Here is a 22,362-nt window from a genome sequence, read left to right on the forward strand (position 1 = left end):
CCCGGCGGATCCTGGTGGAGATCGGGTGGGTCTAGATCGCGCCGGGGCGCACCAGGCCGCTCTCGTAGGCGTAGACGGCGGCCTGGACCCGGTCGCGCAGGCCGAGTTTGGTCAACACGTGGCCGACGTGGGTCTTGACCGTGGTCTCGCTGACGTAGAGCTCGGCGGCGATCTCGGCGTTGGACATCCCGCGCGCGACCAGCCGCAGTACCTCCACCTCGCGTTCGGTGAGCATCGCGAGCGTGTCGGGGGTGGGGTCCTCGGCGGAGGGCAGCCGCGCGGCGTACATGTCCAGGAGTCGCCGGGTGATGCTCGGCGCGAGCAGCGCCTCGCCCTCGGCGATCACCCGGATCGCGGTGACCAGGTCGTCGGCGGGCACGTCCTTGAGCAGGAAGCCGCTCGCGCCCGCGCGCAGCGCCTCGACCACGTATTCGTCCAGGTCGAACGTGGTGAGCACGAGCACTCGGGCGGTGTTCTCCCCGTCCCGACCGGAGCCGGCGATCCGCCGGGTGGCCTCGACGCCGTCCATGCGGGGCATGCGGATGTCCATCAGCACGACGTCGGGCTGCAGGGCGCGGACCTGTTCGACGGCCTGTTCGCCGTCGGCGGCCTCGCCGACGACGGCGATGTCGGGCTCGGCCTCCAGGATCATCCGGAAGCCGGTGCGCAGCAGTGGCTGATCGTCGACCAGGATGACGCGGATCGTCATGGGCGGGTCTGCTCCAGTCGGTCGGGGGCGGCACCGTCCGGCGGCGCGGCGGTGTCGGTGGTGTTCGTGGCGGACAGGGGGATGCGCGCGAGGACCTCGAAGCCGTCCTGGGCCCGCGGTCCCGCGTACAGGCGTCCACCGTAGAGGGAGACCCTCTCACGCATGCCGAGCAGGCCGTGTCCGGTGCGGTCGCCGGTGGGTACGGTGGTGCCGCCTCGGCCGTCGTCGGCGACGCGCACCAGCAGTTCGCTGCGGCTGTAGCGCAGCAGCACCCTGGCCTCGGCGGGGCCGGCGTGCTTGAGCGTGTTCGTGAGGGCTTCCTGGACGATCCGGTAGGCCGCCAGGTCGATGCCCGGTGGGAGCTCGCAGGGGGCGCCTTCGAGGGACAGCTCGACCGGGAGCCCGGCCTCGCGGACCTGGGTGACCAGCGTGTCGAGTTGGTCCAGGCCCGGCTGGGGTGCGTTGTGGCCCTCGTTGGGGCCGCCGACGGCGTCGGTGGTGTCGCGCAGGATGCCCACCAGGCGGCGCATCTCGACCAGGGCGCCCCGGCCGGTCTGTTCGACCGCCGCCATCGCCTCCTTCGCCCGGTCCGGGTTGCGCGCGACCATGCGCTGCGCGGCGGACGCCTGCACGGTCATCACCGAGACGTGGTGCGCGACCACGTCGTGCAGTTCGCGGGCGATGCGACCGCGTTCCTCGGCGATCGCCGCGCGGGTGTCCGCTTCGCGGGTGCGCTCCAGGCGGTCGGCCCGGGCCTCCAGCTCGGCGGTGTAGGCGCGCCGGAATCCGACGCTGCGGGCGAAGGCCCAGACCGCGAACATCGCGGCCATGTTGGCGACCACGTCGAGGAAGACGATGTTGCTGTCGCGCAGCGCCAGCCACACGATGGTGGCGCTCTCGGTGAAGGCGAGCGCCGCCGCGGCGGGCACTCGGGAGCGGCCGATGGCGACCGCGTACAGCGCGACGATCTGCCCCAGTCCGGCCCCGGCGGACTCGTAGTGCGCGCCGGCCAGGATCAGCCCGGCGACGCTGACCCAGATCAGCACCCGCAGCGAGTGGGCCCCGCGCCACAGCAGTGGGACGGCGGTGAGCAACGCGAGCAGGATGCCCCAGATGTCCGGGTCGCGGACGTTGCGCATGCCCAGGTCGCGGAAGTACAGGCCGCCCACGGCGAACACCGACAGCAGCACCACCAGGGCCACGTCGAGCACGCCGGGGCGCGGCCACGGCTGGCGGGCGTCGCGGTCGAGTTCGTGGGCGATGTCGGCGAGGCAGGCGCGTGCTCGGGCGAGCCCGGGCAGGCCATCGCTGGGTCCGGGTCGGGCTGGGGTCCCGGCGGGGGTGTCCGGGTCGGGGGTCACGGCGCGCACACCCTTACGGTAGGGCCCCTGGCCGGGGCTTTTGACCCCCTGGGGGCCCGGTCTCGTCCCCTGGGAGGAGCGGTGGGCCGATCTCCTCCTCCGGAGGGAGTCGCGGTCCGTACTCAACGGTCTGGCGGGATGGGCAAGGGGATGCGGAGAACGCGAGGGACTTCCCTGAAGCCCTGGTCTTCCCGATCGCCAACACTGGACAACACACGGGGAACCCGGGAACGGGAACCTCGGGGCTGTACTACGGGGGTAGTACGGGGGTTCGGGCCCTTGGGTCCGGACGGAGCACGGCCGACCTCTCGGCGGTCACGGGGACGGGGGAAACCGCCGCCGGGAGGTCGAGCAGAACCGACGGGGAAGCAGTACGGGTCGGAGCACGGGGGCTCCGGCACGGGGGAATGGCAGTACACGGGGAAACGCAGTTGCACGGGGAAATGTAGTACCGGGGGAACGCAGTACGGGGGAAACACGGGGATGTGGGAGCGGGCGGGCCTTCGGGCCCGTCCGCTCCCACCCGTTTGTGCCCCCCGGCGGCGGGTGGCCCGCCGCGCTCGACGGGCGCGGCGGCCGGCCGTTCGGGCTCAGCGGGCGACGCGGGCCCGGGCCAGTTCGCCCAGGAAGTCGAGGTCGACCTCTTCGAGGGATTCCACGACGGTGCGCGTCGGCGCGGGCGGGATCGGCGTCATGCTGGGCACCGCCAGGACCGCGCAGCCGGCCGCCTCGCCGGAGGCGATGCCGGTGGGTGAGTCCTCGACGACCACGCAGGCCCACGGGTGCGCGCCAAGCCGGCGGGCCGCGGTCAGGTACGGGTCGGGGTGCGGCTTGGTGCGGGCGATCTCGTCGCCGGCCAGGGTGAAGCGGAAGTGGTGGGCGCCGATCGAGGGCAGCACCGCGTCCACGATGACCCGTTGCGAGGCGGTGACCAGCGCGCAGGGCACGCCGGCCTCGTCGACCTCGGCGAGCAGCCGCTTGGCGCCGGGGCGCAGGTCCACGCCGTCGCGCAGCGCGGCGACCATGCCGGCGTTGATCCGGCGTTCGAGCTCGGCGGGCGCGACGTCGAGGCCGGAGACCGCGAGCAGGTAGGCGACGGCGGGCTCCATCGGGCTGCCGAGCAGGTGCTCGGCGTGTTGCGCGGTGAGGGTGAAGCCGAGGTCGGCCATCACGGCGGTCTCGGTGGCGAACCAGTTGCGTTCGGTGTCGACGAGGGTGCCGTCCATGTCGAACAGGACCGCCTCGAGGCCGTGGCCCGGGCGGATCCCGGGCGTGGTCGTGAGCGCTGCCGTCATCGTGTGGCCGCCTCTCCCCCGGTACGGGAAATCGTGGTGTGGATGAAGTTGGTGAATCTCCTCACGCGGGTTCTCCAGGAGGTTGCATCCACCGGTCGGCTCCGGTGGGTCCTCGATTGTGCGGCTCCGTCAGGCTTGGGGCAACCGCCGAACGGGGTCGTATACGGAAACGATGACCGAAGCGGTCACGGCGAGTGGGTCGGCCAGCTCGGCGATCGCGGATCGTAGTCGGGTGGGGTCGGTGTGCCAGGCGCTGGGGCCCATCGCCACCACGCCGGCGATCGCGGTGTGGTCGAGCGCCATGGTGAAGGTGACCCGCTCGCGCCGGCGCACGGTGAACCACGGCGCGAGTTTGGCGTCGATGCGCTCCTGCTTGTCCGGGTCGACCTGGAGCAGGTCGAGCGCGGGCACCAGTTGGGCCAGGTGTCCCGCGGTGGGTGCGACCACCACCAGGGCGCCGTCGGCGGCCAGGATGCGGTGCAGCTCGGGCGGGTTGCGGGGGGCGAACACGTTGAGCACCCGGGCTGCGGCGCCGGTGCGCACCGGCAGCGGACGCCACGCGTCGCACACCGCTGCGCCCAGCCGCGGGTGGGCGCGGGCGGCTCGGCGCAGCGCGTACTTGGAGATGTCCAGGGCCAGCCCGTACCGCTGGGGCTGGGTGTCGAGCACGCGGGCGAGGTGGTGTCCGGTGCCGGCGCCGACGTCGACGAGGGTTCCGGGCACCGCGTCGGCGCAGGCGGTGCCCAGTGCGTCGCCGATCGGGTCGTAGTGGCCGGCGCCGAGGAAGTCGACGCGGGCGGCGACCATGGCGGCGGTGTCGGCGGTGCCCACCGAGCCCGCTCCGGTGAGCAGGTTGACGTAGCCCTGTCGGGCGATGTCGAAGGTGTGTCCGGCGGCGCAGCGCAGGCCGGCGTCGGCCTGCGCGAGGTCCGCGCCGCAGTGCGGACAGGCGAGGGTTTCCACGACGTCGCCGAGCATGTGCCTCGTTCGTGCCGCCGGGGCGGCCGGGGCGGGTGGGCCCCGGCCGTCGCCGGTATGGATGGGGTGGTGGGTCAGCGGGCGTTGAAGTAGTTCGCCTCGGGGTGGTGCAGCACGATCGCGTCGGTGGATTGTTCCGGGTGGAGCTGGAACTCCTCGGACAGTTCGACGCCGATTCGCTCCGGCTTCAGCAGCTCGGTGATCTTGGCCCGGTCCTCGAGGTCGGGGCAGGCGCCGTAGCCGAGCGAGAAGCGCGCGCCGCGGTAGTGCAGCTTGAGCATGCCGTCCAGGTCGCCGGGGTCCTCGCCGGCGAAGCCGAGTTCGGCGCGCACCCGGGCGTGCCAGTATTCGGCCAGGGCCTCGGCGAGTTGCACCGACAGGCCGTGCAGTTCGAGGTAGTCGCGGTAGGCGTTGTCGGCGAACAGCTTGGCGGTGGCGTCCGACAGGCGCGGGCCCATGGTGGCGATCTGGAAGCCGACCACGTCGATCTCGCCGGATTCCTCCGGGCGGAAGAAGTCGGCCAGGCACAGGTGCCGGTCGCGGCGCTGGCGCGGGAAGGTGAAGCGGGTGCGCTCGTTGCCGGCGTCGTCGAGCACGATCAGGTCGTCGCCCTTGGACACGCACGGGAAGTAGCCGTAGACCACGCCGGCGTCGAGCAGGTTGTCGGTGACGATCCGGTCGAGCCAGTAGCGCAGCCGGGGCCGGCCCTCGGTTTCGACCAGTTCCTCGTAGGAGGGCCCGTCGCCGCCGCGGGTGGGCTTGAGGCCCCATTGGCCCATGAAGGTGGCGCGCTCGTCCAGCCAGGACGCGTAGTCGTTGAGCTGGATGCCCTTGACCACTCGGTCGCCCCAGAACGGCGGGGTGGGTACCGGGTTGTCGGTCGCCACGTCCGAGCGGGTGGGCATGTCCTCGGGTTCGGTCTCGATCACCTTGGCGGCGGCCACCTTGCGCCGGCGCAGCGCGGGCAGTTCCGCGCCGGGCACGCCGCGCTTGACGCCCATCAGGGCGTCCATCAGGCGCAGGCCCTCGAAGGCGTCGCGGGCGTAGCGGACCTCGCCGGCGTAGATGTCGTAGAGGTCCTCTTCGACGTAGGCGCGGGTCAGGGCGGCGCCGCCGAGGATGACCGGGTAGCCGGCGGCCAGGCCGCGGGTGTTCAGCTCCTGGAGGTTTTCCTTCATGATCACGGTGGACTTGACCAGCAGGCCGGACATGCCGATCACGTCGGCGCGGTGTTCCTCGGCGGCTTCCAGGATGGCCGAGACGGGCTGCTTGATGCCGATGTTGACGACGTTGTAGCCGTTGTTCGACAGGATGATGTCGACCAGGTTCTTGCCGATGTCGTGCACGTCGCCCTTGACGGTGGCCAGCACGATGGTGCCCTTGCCATCCTCGCCTTCGACCTTTTCGATGTGCGGTTCCAGGTGCGCGACGGCGGACTTCATCACCTCGGCGGACTGGAGGACGAAGGGCAACTGCATCTGGCCGGAGCCGAAGAGTTCGCCGACGACCTTCATGCCGGCCAGGAGGGTGTCGTTGATGATCACCAGTGCGCTGCGCTCGCGCAGGGCCTGGTCCAGGTCTTCTTCGAGGCCGGCCCGCTCGCCGTCGATGATCCGGCGCTCCAGTCGCTCGTCGAGCGGGAGGGCGGCCAGTTCCTGGGCGCGGGTGGCGCGCACCGACTTGGCGTCGACGCCCTCGAACAGTTCCAGGAAGCGCTGGAGCGGGTCGTAGCCTTCGCGGCGCCGGTCGTAGACCATGTCGAGGGCGACTTCGCGCTGCTCCTCGGGGATGCGCGCCATCGGCAGGATCTTGCTGGCGTGCACGATCGCCGAGTCGAGGCCGGCTTCGATGCATTCGTTGAGGAAGACCGAGTTGAGCACGATGCGTGCGGCCGGGTTGAGGCCGAAGGAGACGTTGGACAGGCCCAGGGTGGTCTGTACGTCGGGGTGGCGGCGCTTGATCTCGCGGATCGCCTCGATCGTCTCGATGCCGTCGCGCCGGGTCTCCTCCTGGCCGGTGCCGATCGGGAAGGTGAGCGCGTCGATGATGATGTCGGAGACCTTGATCCCCCACTCGCCGGTGAGGGCGGTGATCAGCCGCTCGGCGACTCGGACCTTCCATTCGGCGGTGCGGGCCTGGCCCTGTTCGTCGATGGTCAGCGCGACGACGGCGGCGCCGTGTTCCTTGACCAGCGGCATGATTCGGCGGAAGCGCGAGGTGGGGCCGTCGCCGTCCTCGTAGTTGACCGAGTTGACCACGGCGCGCCCGCCGAGGAGTTCCAGGCCGGCTTCGAGCACCTCGGGTTCGGTGGAGTCGAGCATGATCGGCAGGGTGGAGGCGGTGGCCAGGCGACCGGCCAGGGCCTTCATGTCGGCGACGCCGTCGCGACCGACGTAGTCGATGTTGAGGTCGAGCATGTGGGCGCCGTCGCGGGTCTGGTCGCGGGCGATGTCGAGGCAGTCGTCGTAGCGGCCTTCGAGCATGGCCTCGCGGAACGCCTTGGAGCCGTTGGCGTTGGTGCGCTCGCCGATGGACAGGTAGGACAGGTCCTGGCGGAAGGGCACCGATTGGTACAGCGACGCGGCGGCGGGTTCGTGCCGGGGGTTGCGGGGGGTGAGTTCGCGGCCGTGCACGCGCTCGACGACGGCCTTGAGGTGCGCGGGGGTGGTGCCGCAGCAGCCGCCGACCAGGGCCAGGCCGTATTCGCGGGTGAAGCTGTCGTGCGCGTCGGCCAGTTCCTGGGGGGTGAGCGGGTAGTGCGCGCCGTCCTTGGTCAGGATCGGCAGGCCGGCGTTGGGCATCGCGGTGACTCCGATGCCGGCGTGCTTGGCCAGGTGGCGCAGGTGTTCGCTCATCTCGACGGGGCCGGTGGCGCAGTTGAGCCCGATGAAGTCGATGCCCAGCGGTTCCAGGGCGGTCAGCGCGGCGCCGATCTCGGAGCCCATCAGCATGGCGCCGGTGGTCTCGACGGTGACCTGGGCGAAGATCGGCAGGTCGACGCCGGCCTTCTTCAGCGCCCGCTGCGAGCCGATGATCGAGGCTTTGGTCTGGAGCAGGTCCTGGCTGGTCTCGATGAGCAGGGCGTGCGCGCCGCCGTCGATCAGGCCGGCCGCGTTGATCTCGAACGCGTCGCGCAGCGTGGCGAAGGGCACGTGGCCCAGGCTGGGCAGCTTGGTGCCGGGGCCGATCGAGCCGAGCACCCAGCGCGGGCGGTCGGGGGTGGAGTAGCCGTCGGCCACTTCGCGGGCGATCCGGGCGCCGGCTTCGGCGAGCTCGTAGATGCGGTCCTGGATGTCGTACTCGCCCAGGTTGCCGAGGTTGGTGCCGAAGGTGTTGGTCTCGACGCAGTCCACGCCGACGTCGAAGTATTCCTTGTGCACGTTGCGCACGATGTCGGGACGCGTGACGTTGAGGACCTCGTTGCAGCCTTCGTGGCCCTGGAAGTCGTCCATGCTCGGGTCCTGGGCCTGGAGCATGGTTCCCATCGCTCCATCGGCGACGACGACGCGGGTGGCGAGGGCTTCACGAAGCTGCTGCGGGGTGGCTGTCATGGGAATGCGTCTCCGATGGGTGCGACGGCTGTCGGCTTGCCCGGGTCCGTCGAGACGGGTCGGGCCAGAGCGCCAGCTTAATGCGATCGGCGCGCACGGCCCGGTGGCGCGCGGGTGACGTCGCCCACTGGTCACCGGATGCTCACGTGTGTTCACCGGCGCGTTCGGGCCGTGTTTGCGGTTCGGTTGCCCGGTGGCGCCCGGATTTCACTGTGGGCGAAGTCGACGCGGGCGGGTCTGGTCGAGGGTGTCTCAACCCGTAATGTGGGGACCGTACAGCTCTCGCGGCCCCGGGGACGGGTGCCCGCGGCGCACGGATCCCGGCCCCGGCCGGAAGGAGGCACTGGGTGATCGAGCTCGACGACCTGCCCGAGCTGATCGACCCGGTCATGGTGGCCGCATTCGAGGGGTGGAACGACGCGGGCGATGCCGCTTCCGCCGCGATCGAGCACCTCGACCGGGTCTGGAAGGGCGAGGTGTTCGCGGCCCTGGATGCCGAGGACTACTACGACTTTCAGGTGAATCGTCCGACGATATGGCTGGATGGGGACACTCGGCGGATCACCTGGCCGACCACTCGGCTCTCGGTGGTCCGGCTGGCCGAGCCGCGCCGCGACCTGGTGCTGGTGCACGGCATAGAGCCGAATCTGCGCTGGCGTTCGTTCTGCAACGAACTCTTGGGCTTCGCACACGAGTTGGGCGTGGAGACGGTGGTCGTGCTGGGCGCGATGCTGGGCGATGCGCCGCACTCGCGGCCGGTCCCGGTCAACGGCACCACGTCGGACCCGGTGGTGGCCGCGAACGTGGGTCTGGAGCAGTCCCGGTACGAGGGGCCCACGGGCATCGTGGGCGTGTTCCAGGAGGCCTGCGCGCACGCGGGCATGCCGGCGTTGACGTTTTGGGCGTCGGTGCCGCACTACGTGGCGCAGCCGCCCTCGCCGAAGGCCACGCTGGCGCTGTTGCGCAAGCTGGAGGACTTCCTGGACCTGACCGTGCCGATGGGCGAATTGGCCGAGGACGCGCGGGCCTGGCAGGTGGGGGTGGATCAGCTCGCGGCCGAGGACACCGAGGTCGCCGAGTACGTGCGCTCGCTGGAGGCCGCGCGCGACACCGAGGACCTGCCCGAGGCGTCCGGCGATGCGATCGCGGCCGAGTTCGAGCGGTATCTCAAGCGCAAGGGTGATCAGCCCGAGGGGTGATCGGCGCGACGCGACGCCGGCGCCTCGGGGCGCGGCGTCGGGTCCTCAGGCCGGGCGGCGCAGTTGCAGTGTGGAGAGCGGGATGAAGCCGCCGGGGCCCGGCTCGGCGGCGGCGTCGGGGCCGGCGAGGCGGCGCAGCATGGCCAGGGCGATGCGTTCGCCCTGGGCCTTGGCCCGTTCCGCGCGCGGTCCTGCGAAGCCGCCGTCGACACTGGCCCGCCAGAGCTGGACCCAGCGGCCGAAGTGTCGGGCGGTCAGCGGTTCGGCCCGGTGCAGCACGCGATGCACGGCGAGCGCGTCGCCGCGGTAGTCGGCGGTGCGCAACAGGGCGCGTTCCCAGAAGTCGGTGATCCGGGGCAGGTGTGCGGCCAGGTCGGTGCCGGCGATCTCGGTGAAGTAGGCGCCGATGACCGGGTCGGCGAAGGCCGCGCCGTAGAAGCGGCGGAGCAGGGTGTCCAGGTCGGCGCGGGTGGTGATGTCGGCGCGCCCGGCGGCGGGCGGCGCGATGCCCGCGGGTGGCGCGTCCGGGTCGAGGGTCGGCTGCGGTATGAGGTCCATCGGTGCTCGCCGTTCGCCGTGCATGTGGGCCACCTTACGGCGCGGGCGGCGGGGGCGACCCGGGCCGAACGGCCCGGGCGGGTGGGGTCCGTGGACCCCACCCGCCCGGTCTGTGCCGGAGCCGCCGTCCGCGCCGGTGGACGACGGTTCCGTTCGTGGTGTCGTGACCGGGCACCCCGGTGGGCCCGGCCACGACCTTGCGGTCACGAAGCGGTGAAGGCGGCCGCGTTCGTGGCCGCGTCTTCTGGGGCTAGCTCAGGCCGTTGTGGACCGCGGCCGCGAGTTCGCCGTTGGTGGTGTCACCGCTGAACTCCCAGAAGAACGCGCCGCGCAGGTTCTGCGCCTTGGCCCAGCTCATCTTGGAGGTGACGGTGGCCGGGGTGTCGTAGCTCCACCAGTTGCTCCCGCACTTGGCGTAGGCGGTGCCGGCGATGGTGCCGGTGGTGGGGCAACTGCTCTTGAGGACCTTGTAGTCCTCGATGCCGGCCTCGTAGGTGCCCGGGGCCGCGCCGGTGGCGGTGCCGCCGGGTTCGGCCTGGGTCACTCCGGTCCAGCCTCGGCCGTAGAAGCCGACGCCGAGCAGGAGCTTGCTCGCCGGTACGCCCTTGGTCTTGAGCTTGGCGATCGCGTCGGCGGAGTTGAAGCCCTCCTTGGGGATGCCGGTGTACGAGGTCAGCGGCGAGTGGGGGGCGGTGGGGCCCTTGGCGTCCCAGGCGCCGAAGAAGTCGTACGTCATCACGTTGTACCAGTCGACGGACGCGGACGCGCCGCCGTAGTCGGCCGCGTCGATCTTGCCCGCAGAGGACGCGTCGGCGGTGATCGCCGCGGTGACCAGGTTGTTCGCGCCGAACTTGGCCCGGGTGGCCGCGAGCAGCGTCTTGATCGAGGCCGCGCCGCTGGTGTCACAGGTCAGGCCGCACGCGTTGGGGTATTCCCAGTCCAGGTCGATGCCGTCGAACACGTCGGCCCAGCGCGGGTCCTCGACCAGGTTGTAGCAGGACTCGGCGAACGCGGCGGGGTTGGCCGCGGCCTGGCCGAAGCCGCCGGACCAGGTCCAGCCGCCGAACGACCACAGGATCTTGATGTTGGGGTACTTGGCCTTGAGCTGGCGCAACTGGTTGAAGTTGCCGCGCAGCGGCTGCTCCCAGTTGTCGGCCACGCCGCTGACGCTCTGATCCGCGGTGAAGGCCTTGTCGTAGTCGGCGTAGGAGTCGCCGATGGTGCACTTGCCGCCTTGGACGTTGCCGAAGGCGTAGTTGATGTGGGTGATCTTGGCGGCCGAGCCGGACGTGACGATGTTCTTCACGTTGTAGTTGCGGCCGTAGATGCCCCAGTTGGTGAAGTAGCCGAGCTTGACGGCGCTGCCGCCGTTGCCTCCGCCGCCGGTGGTGTGCACGGTGACCGCGGCACTGGCCGGGCCGGTCTGGTCGACGGTGTCCCGGGCGACCACGCTGTAGGAGTAGTCGGTGCCGGCGGCCAGGCCGCTGTCGGTGTAGGTGGGCGTGGTGACGGTGGCGATCTTGCTGCCGCCGCGCAGCACGTCGTAGTTCTTGATGCCGTGGTCGTCGGTCGCCGCGGTCCACGTCAGCTTGACGCCGTTGTCGGTGACGTTGCTCGCCACGGGCGCGCCGGGGGCCGAGGGCGGGTTGTCACCGGGGTTCGTGGGACCCCCGTCGCACGAGCCGCCGTTGATCTTGCAGCCGGTCGGGTTGCCGGGGCCGGTGCCGTTGAAGCCGAAGGTCACCGAGGCGCCGGGGCCGACCGCGCCGTTCCAGCCGACGTTCTTGGCGGAGTAGTGGTCGCCCGTGCGGGTGACGGTGGCGTCCCAGAAGGAGCCGGCGGCAGTGCCGGCGGGGAAGTCCCATTCCAGGGTCCACGAGGTGATCGCCGCGGTGCCGGTGTTCTTGATCGTCCAGCTCCCGCCGAAGCCGGAGCCCCAGTCGGAGGTCTTGACGAACGTGGCGGTGGTGTCGGCGGCCTGTGCGGGGGACGCGAGGCCGACCATCGCTGCCAGGGGGAGCAGCAGTGCACTCATCATGGCGACCAGGGTGCGCCGGGACAGGGTGGTGCGTCGTTTGGTTCCTGTGCTCAAGGGTGCTCCTCGAGTGGGGCCAGACATACGGGGACGTGGCACCTCCCGGTGGGGAAACGATTCGACGCTCACCCCACCGCAGGTCCCAGTGAGAGTAGGAAAGGTCTGGACCAGGGGTCAATGGTCTGTACCAAAATGGTCTGGACCAACCATGCCGCCCGAGGCCGGAAATGCCACACGCGGGCCCCGAAGGGCCCGCGTGAGCTGGGGCTTTGCCGAACTTGCCGAAATTTTCCGCGCGTTCGGCGGATCCGGCTTCAGCGTCGGGCGGGGGCGTACGGCGCGCCGGGTGCGGGCGCGGTGCCGTCCACGGCCGCGCGCCAGCGGTCGTGCAGCCACATCTGGGTGCGCCGGCGGGCGGCCCGTTCGTCCCATTGCACGTCGCGCTCGTAGGTCAGCACGGACAGGTCCCCGGCGAGTACCGCCCACGTGTAGAGCCCGTTGATGTGACGCGCGTTGACCCGCATTCCGCTCACCGAGGTGGCCCGGCCGGCCGCGGTCCCGATGGTCTCGTCGTGTTGCGCGACCCACTGCACGGTCAATCCCTCGGCGTGCAGCGGGTCCACGTTGTGCCAGAACGCCTCGGCGGCGGCGTGCGCTTCCTCGGTTCCGGGCAGCGGGCCCGGGCGCGGGCCGTCCAGCCGGGTCCAGCCCAACAGCGTGCCGTCCGCGCGGTCCACCACCACGCTGGCGTGCGGGCCGCCCGGGTGCGGATGGGTGGCGGGTTGGTGGCGCACGACCACGACGGGGCGTTCGTCGTGCCAGGCGTAGTCGAGCGCCGTGAGTATCCAGGTGCGGGGTATCGACAGTCGGCACTTCGCCAGCAGAGCGGCGACGGCGGTGGTGACGTCGGTGTCCCTGCCGGGGAACAGGGTCATGGTGCATCCTCGCGGTCGTGCGGGACTCGAACGGGGTCGGAGCGGATCAGGACGGTGGGACGACCGCGGCGAACGCGGCGGGCTCGCGCACCGGGTCGAAACCGAGGGGCCGCAGGACGGCTTCGGAGCCGACCGGTTCCGCGAACGCCGCCAGTTTGCCGCACACGTGTTCGGCGGCGCCGTCGAGGGTGAGTCGGCCGGTCGTCCCGATGGCGCTCCGGGCGGGGCGCTCTCGCGTCGGGGCGAGGGCGCCGCGGGTGTCGCCGGGCCGCGTCGGCGGGCCGGGGAGCCGGGTCCGGGCGTGGTCTAAACCCCTGGCGTCCGCGATCCGTGCCGGGGCGTCGGCCGAGCGGGGCGGCGCGCAGGTGTTCTCCATGAACCGGACCCTAACGATCGGCGGGCCGGATGAGAACAAGTTCCATCGCTTCCATACGCCGCCGTACGGACATTTGCCCGTGGTTGGGCGAGCTCGTGCCGGGTCGGTGCTTCCGTTCGTGTGACGCGGGGCACGAACTCGAAGAAGCCTGCGCACCGTTGGGCTAGGGTCCGGGCAACCCCGCTCGGGAAGGAGCGTGCGTGTCCTCCACCGTCGACACCGACCTGCTCGTCATCGGTGCGGGCCCGACGGGCCTGTACGCCGCCTACTACGCGGGCTTTCGGGGCCTGCGCACCGTGCTCCTGGACTCGCTGCCCGAGCCCGGCGGGCAGATCTCCGCGATGTATCCGGAGAAGATGATCTACGACGTCGCGGGCTTCCCGGCGATCAAGGGTCAGGACCTGGTCGACGCGCTGGTCGAGCAGGCCGCGCCGTTCGAGCCGAACTATCTGCTCGGCCATCGCGCCGAGCAGTTGGCGCAGGACGACAACGGCGTCACGATCACCTGCGCGAGCGGCCTGGTGGTGCGGGCCAAGGTGGTGCTCATCAGTGGCGGGATCGGTACCTTCAGCCCCCGCCCGTTGCCCGCCGCCGACGCGTTCACCGGCGAGGGGGTGCGCTACTTCGTACCGCGCCTGGCCGATCTGGCCGGGCTGGACGTGCTGATCGTGGGCGGCGGCGACTCGGCCTTCGACTGGGCGACCAGCCTGGAGCCGATCGCCAAGTCGATCACACTGGTGCACCGGCGGGACAAGTTCCGCGCGCACGAGCACACCGTGCGCCGGGTGCTGGAGTCGACCACCGAGGTGATCACCTCCGCCGAGGTCACCGTGCTGCACGGCGACGGACAGGTACGGGCCGCGGACGTGGTCGCCAAGGCCGACGGCACGGTGCGTACCCTCCCGGTGCAGGCGGTGGTGGCCGCGCTGGGCTTCATCGCCGACCTGGGCCCGATGACGCACTGGGGCCTGGAGCAGCGCAAGCGGCACATCCTGGTCAATCAGGCGATGCGCACCAACCTGACCCGGGTCTTCGCGGCCGGTGACATCGTCGACTACGACGGCAAGGTCAAGCTGATCGCCACCGGATTCGGGGAGGCGGCCACCGCGGTCAACAACGCGATGACCGTGGTCGATCCGTCCGCGCACGTCTTTCCGGGGCATTCCTCGGACGTGCCGTAGGGCGATTTCCGGCCGACCCCGGCCGAAAAGCGGAATAAGCACTTGTTGCCTCGACGGATGACTCGATAGGCTCACGCAGTCGCAGATATCGATCCATTGTTGTCGAAGGACGTCATGACGCTCGTGGTGCCGGTCACCGCCTCCCCGCCGGGAGTCTCCTCTCGGCGGGTCGAGGCCGTCGCGCCCTGCGGTGCGGCCGTGCGCCGTCCGCGAACTCCCCTGTGTACCCGCCGGCATGTCGATTTCGGCCGCGTGCACAGCTCGGCCTGTCGCATCCGCTGATCCCCGCGGACCGGGCTGCTCCGCCGCCGGACGCTCGCCGGCGATCCTCGTGATCGCCGGTCGGCCGTCCGCCCGCCGTTTCACGACTCCTGCCTCGATTCGCCGCGTCCCGCGCCGGCGCGTTTTCTGACGCGTCCTTTTCTTCCACGTCACCCGCGTCGTCCGCGTCACTCGCGTCGCTTGCGACGCTTCGCGTGCGCGCCGCGAATCGACGGTTATTCCTGCCCGAAATCACGCGCGCCGCCGCGTGAATTCGCCATGCCCGGAGATTCACATGCGCTTTTCGGTATTCGCCGCCTCCTCCCCTCCTCGAAGACTGCGCCGCACCGCCGGCACCGGCGCCGCCATGGCGGCCCTCGCGCTGCTGGCCGGCGCCTGCAACGGCGCCGGCGACACGGCGGCGAACTCGGCCGAGGTCGGCCCGCCGCGGTCCGGCGGCACGCTCACCTTCGCGCTGGCCGCCGACCCCACGTGCCTGGATCCGCAGCAGTTCGGCGCGAACGCGAGCCTGAACGTGGGCCGCCAGATCGTCGACTCGCTGACCGACCAGGACGGCAGGACCGGCGAGATAAAGCCGTGGCTGGCCACCTCGTGGGAGGTGGACCCGCAGGCCACCCGGTTCACCTTCCACCTGCGCCCGGGCGTCACCTTCGCCGACGGCGCGCCGCTGGACGGCGCGGCGGTCAAGGCCAACCTGGACGGGGTGGTCGCGCTGGGTGCCAAGGCCACCATCGCGGGCAGCTACCTCACCGGATACCGGGGCACCACCGTGCTCGACCCGACCACCGTGCGGGTGGAATTCGCAGCGCCCAGCGCCCAGTTCCTCCAGGCCACCTCGACCATGTCGCTGGGGCTGCTCTCCCCCGCCACCTTGGCCAAGACCGCCGAGCAGCGCTGCCAGGGCGATCTGGTCGGCTCCGGACCGTTCACGCTGCGCTCCTACAAGCCGAACCAGAGCGTGGAGTTGGCCAAGCGGTCCGGCTACGCGTGGGGATCCTCGTTGTTCGCCCATCCGGGCGAGGCGTATCTGGACAGGTTGCTGTTCAAGATCGTGCCCGAGTCCGGCGTGCGCGCGGGCAGCCTGGAGTCCGCTCAGGTGGACGCGATCAGCGACGTGCAGCCGCAGGACGAGGGGCGGTTCGCCTCCGGGTACACGGTGCTGACCCGACCCAATCCGGGCGTCGTGTTCAACCTCCAGGCCAACGTGTCCCGACCGATCCTGGCCGAGGAGGCGGTCCGGCAGGCGATCCAGAAGGCGGTGAACCGGCCGGAGTTGGCGCAGACCGTACTCACCCCCAAGTACCGGCCGGCGACTTCGCCGCTGGCGTCGGTCACGCCCGGCTGGGTCGACCTGTCGGCGCAACTGGGCCACGACCCGGAGGGCGCCAAGCGGCTGTTGGACGAGGCCGGTTGGAAGGTCGGTTCGGACGGTGTGCGGGTCAAGGACGGGCGCCGGCTCAGCGTGGATGTGATCTTCGCGCCGCTGTTCAACGCCAGTCAGTCGGTCCTGGAGCTGGTCCAGCAGGAACTGCGCAAGGTGGGCGTGGATCTGCGGTTGCGCAAGCTCGCCCCCGGTGAACAGAACCAGGTGCAGGCCGCGGGCGACTACGACTTCGCGTACTACAACGTCACGCGTTCGGATCCGGACATCCTGCGCACGCTGTTCAGCACGAAGACGGTCAACCGGCTCAAGATCGCCTCCGGCGAGCTGGACACCGTGCTGGACGACCAGGCGCAGAGCCTGGATCCGGCGCAGCGCAACGCCAAGGTCGCCCAGGCGCAGCGGATCGTGGCCGAACGGGCTTATGTGATCCCCCTGTTCGAGTTGTCCCAGGTGCACGGGCTCGGTCCCCGGGTGCACGGGCTGGGCTTCGAGGCGTCCTCGCGCCTGCAGTTCCACGACACCTGGGTGAGCAGCTGATGCGCGGCTATCTGGTGCGTCGGTCGTTGCAGGCGGTGGTGGTGTTGTGGGCCGCGTTCACCGTGTCGTTCGTCGTGTTGTATCTGCTGCCGGGTGATTCGTTGTCGATCAAGCTGGGTGGTTTGGAGGGCACCGCCACCCAGGAGCAGATCGACGCGGTGCGCGGTGCGCACGGGCTCGACGATCCGGTCCATGTGCAGTACGTGCGTGCGCTGGGCGACGCGCTGACGGGTGACTTGGGCACGTCGGCGCAGACCGGGGCGCCGGTGGCGCGCACGATCGTGGACGCGCTGCCGCAGACGCTGGCGTTGACGGGTGTGGCGATGCTGCTGGCGGTGTTCGGGGGTGCCGGGGTGGCGTTGGCCGCGACGTTCACCCGGCTGCGGGCGCTGCGTCAGGTGTTGTTGTCGTTGCCCGCGATCGGGATCTCGATGCCCGGCTTTTGGGTGGGGTTGTTGCTGGTGCAGGTGGTGTCCTTTCAGTGGGGGCTGCTGCCGGCGATGGGCAACGAGGGCTGGGAGAGTCTGGTGTTGCCGGCGTTGACGTTGGCGTTGCCGGCGGGGGCGATGATCGCGCAGGTGTTGGCGAAGAGCATGACCACCGCGTTGGCCGAGCCGTATGTGGAGACCGCGCGGGCCAAGGGCGCGGGGCGGGTGCGGATCCATCTGCGGCACGCGTTGCGCAACGCGTCGTTGCCGGCGCTCACGCTGGCGGCGGTGGTGTCGGGGAATGTGCTGGTGGAGTCGGTGGTGGTGGAGACGGTGTTCTCCCGGGCCGGGATCGGCCGGTTGACGGCCGCCGCCGTGGACACCCAGGACGTGGCGGTGGTGCAGGGCGTGGTGTTGCTGGCGGCGCTGGTGTTCGTGGTGGTCGCGCTGGCGGTGGACCTGCTGTATCCGGTGCTGGATCCGCGGGTGGGAAGGACGGTGTGACGATGGCCGCCGGTTTTGCGACGGAGGTGTTGCCCGCCGCGCGTGGGCATCTGCGGTTCGTGTTGCGCCGGCCCGGGTTGTTGTTGTCGCTGGTGGTGTTCGCGTTGGTGTTGCTCGCGGCGTTGTTCCCGGGCTTGTTCACCGACGGCGATCCGCTGGTGGGCACGCCGCGGGACAAGTTGCAGGGGCCGAGCGCGGAGCACCTGTTCGGCACGGATCAGCTCGGGCGTGATCTGTTCACCCGGGTGGTGCACGCGAGTTCGTTGTCGTTGCGGGCGACGTTCGTCGCGGTGGCGGTGGCGCTCGTGGTGGGCGGGGGGCTCGGGTTGGCATCCGGGTTCTTCGGGGGGTGGCTGGACGACGTGTTGATGCGTGTGGTCGACGTGTTGCAGGCGATTCCGCGTCTGTTGTTGTCGTTGGCGCTGGTCGGGGCGTTGGGGTTCGGCACCACCAAGGTGGCGATCGCGGTGGGGGTGGCCAGTGTCGCGGGCTTTGCCCGGGTGATGCGGGCGGAGGTGTTGCGGGTGCGTTCGTCGGTGTATGTGGAGGCGGCGCGGGCGAGCGGGGTGCGGTCGGGCGGGATCTTGGCCCGGCATGTGTTGCCGAACGCGTCCGGGCCGGTGTTGGTGATGGCGGCGTTGGAGTTCGGCATCGCGATCCTGTCGGTGTCGGCGCTGAGCTTCCTGGGTTTCGGGGCGCCGCCGCCGACGCCGGAGTGGGGTGTGCTGGTGGCGGATGGGCGCAACTTCGTGGCCACGGCGTGGTGGTTGACCACATTTCCCGGCCTGGTGATCGCGGCGACGGTGTTGTCCGCGAACCGAATCTCGCGGGCCTTGGACGGAGAGCGGGGGCAGGATCGATGAGTGAGACGTTGCGGGGACTCGCCGGGGGCTCGCCGGAGGGTGGGTCCGAGGTCGGGGGCGGGGCCGGGGCGGGCCCGGATCGGGCGGAGGGCCCGCTGTCGGTGGTGGCGGACGGGGACGGTCCGCTGTTGGAGATCCGGGGGTTGCGGGTGTCCTATCGGACCTCGAACGGCCCGGTGGACGCGGTGACCTCGGCGGACCTGACCGTGGGCGCGGGTGAAGTGGTCGCCGTGGTGGGCGAGTCGGGTTCCGGCAAGAGCACCACGGCGCATGCGATCGTGGGCCTGTTGCCGTCCGGTGGCCGGGTGGGCGCGGGGCGGGTGTTGTTCGAGGGGCGTGATCTGCTGGCGCTGCGCGAGCGCGAGCTGCGTGCGGTGCGCGGGCGGTCGATCGGGTTCATCCCGCAGGATCCGATGGTCTCGCTCAATCCGGTCCGGCGGATCGGCGATCAGGTCGCCGAGGCGCTGATCGTGCACGGTCTGGCGAGCGGCAAGGCGGCGGCCGAGCGGGCGGTGGCCGCGCTCGGCGAGGCGGGTCTGTCCGAACCCGGGGTTCGGGCACGGCAGTTCCCGCACGAGTTGTCCGGCGGCATGCGGCAGCGGGTGCTGATCGCGATCGCGCTGGCCTGCCGGCCCCGGCTGGTGATCGCCGACGAACCCACCAGCGCGCTCGATGTCACCGTGCAGCGGCAGATCCTGGACCACGTCGACGAGCTCACCCACGCGCACGGCACCGCGATGTTGCTGATCACCCACGATCTGGGTGTGGCCGCCGATCGTGCCCGGCGGGTGGTGGTGATGTCCGGGGGCACGGTGGTCGAGCAGGGGCCGGCAGCGCGCATCCTGACCGATCCCGAGCACCCGTACACCCGGCGGTTGATCGCCGCCGCGCCGAGCCTGACCAGCCGTCGGGCGCGTCCGCGTCCGGTGCGCGAACCAGTGCCGCGGGCCGAGCCGTTGCTCACCGTGACCGGGCTGGTCAAGGAGTTCGCGCTACCCAGGACCAAGGAGGGTGCGCGCACGCTGCGCGCGGTGGACGACGTGTCGTTCACGGTGCGCCGCGGCGAGACGTTCGCGCTGGTCGGCGAGTCGGGTTCGGGGAAGTCGACCACGGTGCGGATGATCCTGGGGCTGGAGGCGCCCACCGCGGGCCGGATCCTGATCGAGGGACGCGATGCGACCCGGCCCGGGCGCGCCGAGTTGCGCGCGTTGCGCCGACGCATGCAGTTGGTCTACCAGAATCCGTACGCCTCGCTGGATCCGCGCTTCACGGTGTCCGAGATCGTCGAGGAGCCGCTGCGCGCGTACCGGGTCGGCAGCCGGGCGCAGCAGCGGGCCCGTGCGGCGGCGTTGGTCGACCAGGTGGCTTTGCCGGAGGGCGTGTTGCGGCGCAAGCCGGCCGAGCTGTCCGGGGGGCAGCGGCAACGGGTGGCGATCGCGCGGGCGTTGGCGCTGGAGCCGGATCTGTTGGTGTGCGACGAGCCGGTGTCGGCGCTGGACGTCTCGGTCCAGGCCCAGATCCTGGAGCTGCTGGGCGGGCTGCAGGACGAGTTGGGGGTCGGGTACCTGTTCATTTCGCATGATCTGGCGGTGGTGCGCCAGATCGCCGATCGGGTGGGGGTGTTGCGGGCCGGTCGGCTGGTGGAGAAGGGCAGTTGCGAGCAGGTGCTCTCGGCGCCCACGCATCCGTACACGCGCGAGTTGATCGCGGCCATTCCCGGGCGCCGGCGCCCGCAACCGTTGGGAGCGGTGTCATGAGGTTCGCGGTGTTCACCTTGGGCGCCAACGCCCCGCACGCGCTCACCGGGCAGCGGGCGCCGGCGCACGAGCAGTTGGCGGAGTTGGTCGAGACGGCGGCGCTGGCCGAGGAGTTGGGCTTCGACGCGTTCGGGGTGGGCGAGCGGCACGGTGAGCCGTTCCTGTCCTCGGCGCCGCCGGTGATTCTCGCGGCGGTCGCGCAGCGCACCTCGCGGATTCGGCTGTTGACCACGTTGACCGTGATCAGCGTGCTGGATCCGGTCCGGGTCGCCGAGGACTACGCGACGCTGGACCAGTTGTCCCGGGGCCGGCTGGATCTGATGGTCGGCAAGGGCAACGATCCGCGGCATTTCCCGCTGTTCGGGCTCGCCGAGGACGACCAGTGGCGGTTGCAGGAGGAGAAGTTCGAGTTGCTGCGCCGATTGTGGAGCGAGGAGCGGGTCACCTGGTCCGGTCGCTTTCGCAGTCCGTTGCACGAAGTGACCACCTATCCGCGGCCGTTCCCGCGTGCGGACGGGCGGGCGCCGGTGATCTGGCACGGCAGCGCGACCAGTCGGGCGTCGACCGAGTTGGCGGCGAAGTGGGGCGATCCGTTGTTCACCGCGAACGGCTTTCATCCGATGGCCAAGTACGCCGACCTGATCGACCACTATCGCGAGCGTTGGGCGGCGTACGGGCGCGATCCGTCGGACGCGGTGGTGGGGTCGGGGGCGGGCGGCTGCTATGTGGCGCCCACGTCGCAGGAGGCGTTGGCGCGGTATCGGCCGTACTACGACGCGTTCGCCGGGTCGGCTGCGGCGCAGCACAACCGTTCGCCGTTCACGTCGTTGGAGGACAACATCGCCAACGGCCCGGCTTTGGTGGGTAGTCCGGCGCAGATCGTGGACAAGATCGGGCGCTATCACGCGGCCTACGGGCATCAGGTGCAGGCGATCGGCACGGAGGGGCTGGATCGGGTGGAACGGCGGGCGGTCCTGGAGTTGTTCGCGGACCAGGTGGCGCCGGCGCTGCGGGCGGCGCTGCCTTCGCGGGTCTGGGAGCAGGCCGCCTGAAGTCGCGGTCGGGCGGGCGGTGCCGGTCGGTGAGGGCCGCCCGGTTGGTGGGTGTGGGGGCACGGGACGGTTGGGGCTGGGGCGGCCGTGGGGGGCGGCGCTCGGGTGGTGGAGATCGGTGCGAGCCCCTTGCGGGGACGTGTGCGGAGCGCGAATAATCCGAGCCATGGACGGCTGCGTGTGTCACGCGGGCCCCCGCCCGGGATTGCCGAGGGCGCGGGTCCTGATTGCCGTCCACCTCCTGATTCGCCGACACATCGACTTCCTGCGCGTGTGCAGTGCGAGTTGTCGCTCGGTCTGAGTTCCACGCCACCGGTCCGTCCGCATCCGGTTCGGACCACGCCGTGCCGTGCCGCCTCGACCGTTGCCACACTCATGACCTGCGCGAGGGAGACCCGTATGTCCACGACACCCCCGAAGGCCGCCGGACCGATCGACTTCCGTACCCACGGGCGCTACCGCGTCCGCCACTCGGGTTCGCCGCTGCCGGGCCTGGAGACCATCCGCCCGCCGATGCAGCGCTTCCGCAGCCGGATCGGCGCCGGTTTCCGCGCCGAGGCCAATCGCTATCACCTCTACCTGTGCCTGGCCTGCCCGCGTTCGTTGCGCGTGGCCATCACACGTGACCTGGCGGGCCTGGGCGAGGTGGTGGGCACCTCGCTGGTGGATCCGGTCCGGGACGGGCGCGGCTGGGCGTTTCGGGACGGGGACGGCCACGGCCTGGACCCCAACGGCGGGTTCGCGTTCCTGCGCGAGGCGTACGAGGCGACCGAGTACCACTACGACGGGCCGGTGACCGTACCGGTGTTGTGGGATCGGTGGAGCGGACGCATCGTCAGCAACCACGCGCCGCATATTCTGCGCGACCTGGCCACCGGTTTCGGCGGCGGCGGCGGCGCGTTGTATCCGGCCGAGCGGCGCGAGGAACTGTGCGCGTTGCACACCCTGTTCGAGGAGGACGTCACCGATGCCGCGCAGCGGGCCGGCCGGGCGTCGGCGGGCCCGCGTCGGGCCGAGGCGATGAGCACCGTGCTGGCGACCCTGGCGGTGGCCGAACGGCGGCTGGCGGCGCGCCCGTTCCTGCTGGGTGACACGCTCACCGCGGCGGACGTGCACCTGTGGACCACGCTCGTGCACCTGGACGTGGTGCACAAGCGGCATCTGGACGCCCAGGACGTGCACCGGCTCGCCGCGCACCCGCATCTGTGGGCGTATGCGCGGCGGTTGCATCTGATCCCGGCGTTCCGTCACAACCTGCGGCTGGACCACATCGCCCGAAACCACCGGAGCCACTGTCGTGGTCCGGCGGCTTCGGGTGTGTCGATCGCGCTCAACGACTGGAGTTGATCCGGGCGGCGCGGCGGGCGGTGCGGGTCG

At 71.0% G+C, this 22,362-nt stretch carries 16 protein-coding genes and 1 pseudogene; 8 read left to right on the plus strand and 9 right to left on the minus strand.

From position 1 onward, the window contains the following. Positions 1 to 31: 31 nt before the first annotated feature. The 5 genes from ABZ374_RS05410 to metH form a co-directional block, all read right to left on the minus strand. The gene (locus ABZ374_RS05410) at positions 32 to 709 is read right to left on the minus strand and encodes a response regulator transcription factor (RefSeq protein ID WP_020552051.1); all 678 of its coding nucleotides are present in this window, start codon (positions 707 to 709) and stop codon (positions 32 to 34) included. Then, positions 706 to 2,079 carry a sensor histidine kinase gene (locus ABZ374_RS05415; protein ID WP_360306383.1) on the minus strand — a complete coding sequence of 458 codons (1,374 nt, stop codon included), beginning with the start codon at positions 2,077 to 2,079 and terminating at the stop codon, positions 706 to 708. Before ABZ374_RS05415 ends, ABZ374_RS05410 begins: the two co-directional genes overlap by 4 nt. Positions 2,080 to 2,660: 581 nt before the next feature. Next, positions 2,661 to 3,365 carry an HAD family phosphatase gene (locus tag ABZ374_RS05420; RefSeq protein ID WP_360306386.1) on the minus strand — a complete coding sequence of 235 codons (705 nt, stop codon included), beginning with the start codon at positions 3,363 to 3,365 and terminating at the stop codon, positions 2,661 to 2,663. A gap of 129 nt (positions 3,366 to 3,494) precedes the next feature. After that, positions 3,495 to 4,343 (minus strand): putative RNA methyltransferase, encoded by an 849-nt coding sequence (locus tag ABZ374_RS05425; RefSeq protein ID WP_360306389.1) that lies wholly within the window; start codon positions 4,341 to 4,343, stop codon positions 3,495 to 3,497. A 74-nt stretch (positions 4,344 to 4,417) separates the two neighbouring features. Then, complete coding sequence (gene metH, locus ABZ374_RS05430) at positions 4,418 to 7,894, minus strand: methionine synthase (RefSeq protein WP_360306392.1); 3,477 nt, start codon at positions 7,892 to 7,894, stop codon at positions 4,418 to 4,420. Positions 7,895 to 8,241: 347 nt separating this feature from the next. On the opposite strand from metH, the pseudogene ABZ374_RS05435 reads away from it, so the two are divergent. Next, positions 8,242 to 9,072: pseudogene (locus tag ABZ374_RS05435) on the plus strand (PAC2 family protein); the annotation flags it as partial. A gap of 66 nt (positions 9,073 to 9,138) precedes the next feature. Here ABZ374_RS05435 and ABZ374_RS05440 read toward each other — a convergent pair. From ABZ374_RS05440 to ABZ374_RS05455, 4 genes are all read right to left on the minus strand, one after another. Beyond that, the gene (locus ABZ374_RS05440; RefSeq protein WP_360306395.1) at positions 9,139 to 9,675 is read right to left on the minus strand and encodes a group III truncated hemoglobin; all 537 of its coding nucleotides are present in this window, start codon (positions 9,673 to 9,675) and stop codon (positions 9,139 to 9,141) included. A 226-nt stretch (positions 9,676 to 9,901) separates the two neighbouring features. Further along, positions 9,902 to 11,689, minus strand: a complete 1,788-nt coding sequence (locus ABZ374_RS05445) for a glycoside hydrolase family 18 chitinase (RefSeq protein ID WP_360306473.1) — start codon at positions 11,687 to 11,689, stop codon at positions 9,902 to 9,904. Positions 11,690 to 12,000: 311 nt separating this feature from the next. Further along, entirely contained in the window at positions 12,001 to 12,621 is a 621-nt protein-coding gene (locus ABZ374_RS05450; protein ID WP_360306398.1) for a hypothetical protein, read from the minus strand. A 46-nt stretch (positions 12,622 to 12,667) separates the two neighbouring features. Next, positions 12,668 to 12,997: a hypothetical protein gene (locus ABZ374_RS05455; protein WP_360306401.1), complete on the minus strand. Its 330-nt coding sequence runs from the start codon at positions 12,995 to 12,997 to the stop codon at positions 12,668 to 12,670. A 200-nt stretch (positions 12,998 to 13,197) separates the two neighbouring features. Between ABZ374_RS05455 and ABZ374_RS05460 the strand changes: the two genes are divergently transcribed. The 7 genes from ABZ374_RS05460 to ABZ374_RS05490 all read left to right on the plus strand — a co-directional run bounded on the left by ABZ374_RS05460 (position 13,198) and on the right by ABZ374_RS05490 (position 22,332). Then, complete coding sequence (locus ABZ374_RS05460; RefSeq protein ID WP_360306404.1) at positions 13,198 to 14,178, plus strand: NAD(P)/FAD-dependent oxidoreductase; 981 nt, start codon at positions 13,198 to 13,200, stop codon at positions 14,176 to 14,178. A 556-nt stretch (positions 14,179 to 14,734) separates the two neighbouring features. Next, positions 14,735 to 16,381: an ABC transporter substrate-binding protein gene (locus ABZ374_RS05465; protein WP_360306407.1), complete on the plus strand. Its 1,647-nt coding sequence runs from the start codon at positions 14,735 to 14,737 to the stop codon at positions 16,379 to 16,381. Next, positions 16,381 to 17,313, plus strand: a complete 933-nt coding sequence (locus ABZ374_RS05470; RefSeq protein WP_360306409.1) for an ABC transporter permease — start codon at positions 16,381 to 16,383, stop codon at positions 17,311 to 17,313. The genes ABZ374_RS05465 and ABZ374_RS05470 overlap by 1 nt, the downstream gene beginning before the upstream one ends. Positions 17,314 to 17,315: 2 nt before the next feature. Next, a complete protein-coding gene (locus ABZ374_RS05475) occupies positions 17,316 to 18,176 on the plus strand; it encodes an ABC transporter permease (RefSeq protein ID WP_360306412.1) in 861 nt (286 codons plus the stop codon). Beyond that, the gene (locus ABZ374_RS05480) at positions 18,173 to 19,933 is read left to right on the plus strand and encodes an ABC transporter ATP-binding protein (RefSeq protein WP_360306415.1); all 1,761 of its coding nucleotides are present in this window, start codon (positions 18,173 to 18,175) and stop codon (positions 19,931 to 19,933) included. The genes ABZ374_RS05475 and ABZ374_RS05480 overlap by 4 nt, the downstream gene beginning before the upstream one ends. Then, positions 19,930 to 20,985 (plus strand): LLM class flavin-dependent oxidoreductase, encoded by a 1,056-nt coding sequence (locus tag ABZ374_RS05485; protein WP_360306418.1) that lies wholly within the window; start codon positions 19,930 to 19,932, stop codon positions 20,983 to 20,985. Before ABZ374_RS05480 ends, ABZ374_RS05485 begins: the two co-directional genes overlap by 4 nt. A 399-nt stretch (positions 20,986 to 21,384) precedes the next feature. Next, positions 21,385 to 22,332: a glutathione S-transferase C-terminal domain-containing protein gene (locus ABZ374_RS05490; RefSeq protein WP_360306422.1), complete on the plus strand. Its 948-nt coding sequence runs from the start codon at positions 21,385 to 21,387 to the stop codon at positions 22,330 to 22,332. Positions 22,333 to 22,362 lie beyond the last annotated feature (30 nt).

Origin of the sequence: Embleya sp. NPDC005971 (genome assembly GCF_040629175.1) — a bacterium.
GTDB lineage: Bacteria > Actinomycetota > Actinomycetes > Streptomycetales > Streptomycetaceae > Embleya.

What these genes read in the sequence shown, in the direction of transcription:
- ABZ374_RS05410 (WP_020552051.1), bottom strand. Translation starts at nt 709, where the DNA reads ATGACGATCCGCGTCATCCTGGTCGACGATCAGCCACTGCTGCGCACC.
- ABZ374_RS05420 (WP_360306386.1), bottom strand. Translation starts at nt 3,365, where the DNA reads ATGACGGCAGCGCTCACGACCACGCCCGGGATCCGCCCGGGCCACGGC.
- ABZ374_RS05425 (WP_360306389.1), bottom strand. Translation starts at nt 4,343, where the DNA reads ATGCTCGGCGACGTCGTGGAAACCCTCGCCTGTCCGCACTGCGGCGCG.
- metH (WP_360306392.1), bottom strand. Translation starts at nt 7,894, where the DNA reads ATGACAGCCACCCCGCAGCAGCTTCGTGAAGCCCTCGCCACCCGCGTC.
- ABZ374_RS05440 (WP_360306395.1), bottom strand. Translation starts at nt 9,675, where the DNA reads ATGCACGGCGAACGGCGAGCACCGATGGACCTCATACCGCAGCCGACC.
- ABZ374_RS05445 (WP_360306473.1), bottom strand. Translation starts at nt 11,689, where the DNA reads ATGATGAGTGCACTGCTGCTCCCCCTGGCAGCGATGGTCGGCCTCGCG.
- ABZ374_RS05450 (WP_360306398.1), bottom strand. Translation starts at nt 12,621, where the DNA reads ATGACCCTGTTCCCCGGCAGGGACACCGACGTCACCACCGCCGTCGCC.
- ABZ374_RS05455 (WP_360306401.1), bottom strand. Translation starts at nt 12,997, where the DNA reads ATGGAGAACACCTGCGCGCCGCCCCGCTCGGCCGACGCCCCGGCACGG.
- ABZ374_RS05465 (WP_360306407.1), top strand. Translation starts at nt 14,735, where the DNA reads ATGCGCTTTTCGGTATTCGCCGCCTCCTCCCCTCCTCGAAGACTGCGC.
- ABZ374_RS05470 (WP_360306409.1), top strand. Translation starts at nt 16,381, where the DNA reads ATGCGCGGCTATCTGGTGCGTCGGTCGTTGCAGGCGGTGGTGGTGTTG.
- ABZ374_RS05475 (WP_360306412.1), top strand. Translation starts at nt 17,316, where the DNA reads ATGGCCGCCGGTTTTGCGACGGAGGTGTTGCCCGCCGCGCGTGGGCAT.
- ABZ374_RS05480 (WP_360306415.1), top strand. Translation starts at nt 18,173, where the DNA reads ATGAGTGAGACGTTGCGGGGACTCGCCGGGGGCTCGCCGGAGGGTGGG.
- ABZ374_RS05485 (WP_360306418.1), top strand. Translation starts at nt 19,930, where the DNA reads ATGAGGTTCGCGGTGTTCACCTTGGGCGCCAACGCCCCGCACGCGCTC.
- ABZ374_RS05490 (WP_360306422.1), top strand. Translation starts at nt 21,385, where the DNA reads ATGTCCACGACACCCCCGAAGGCCGCCGGACCGATCGACTTCCGTACC.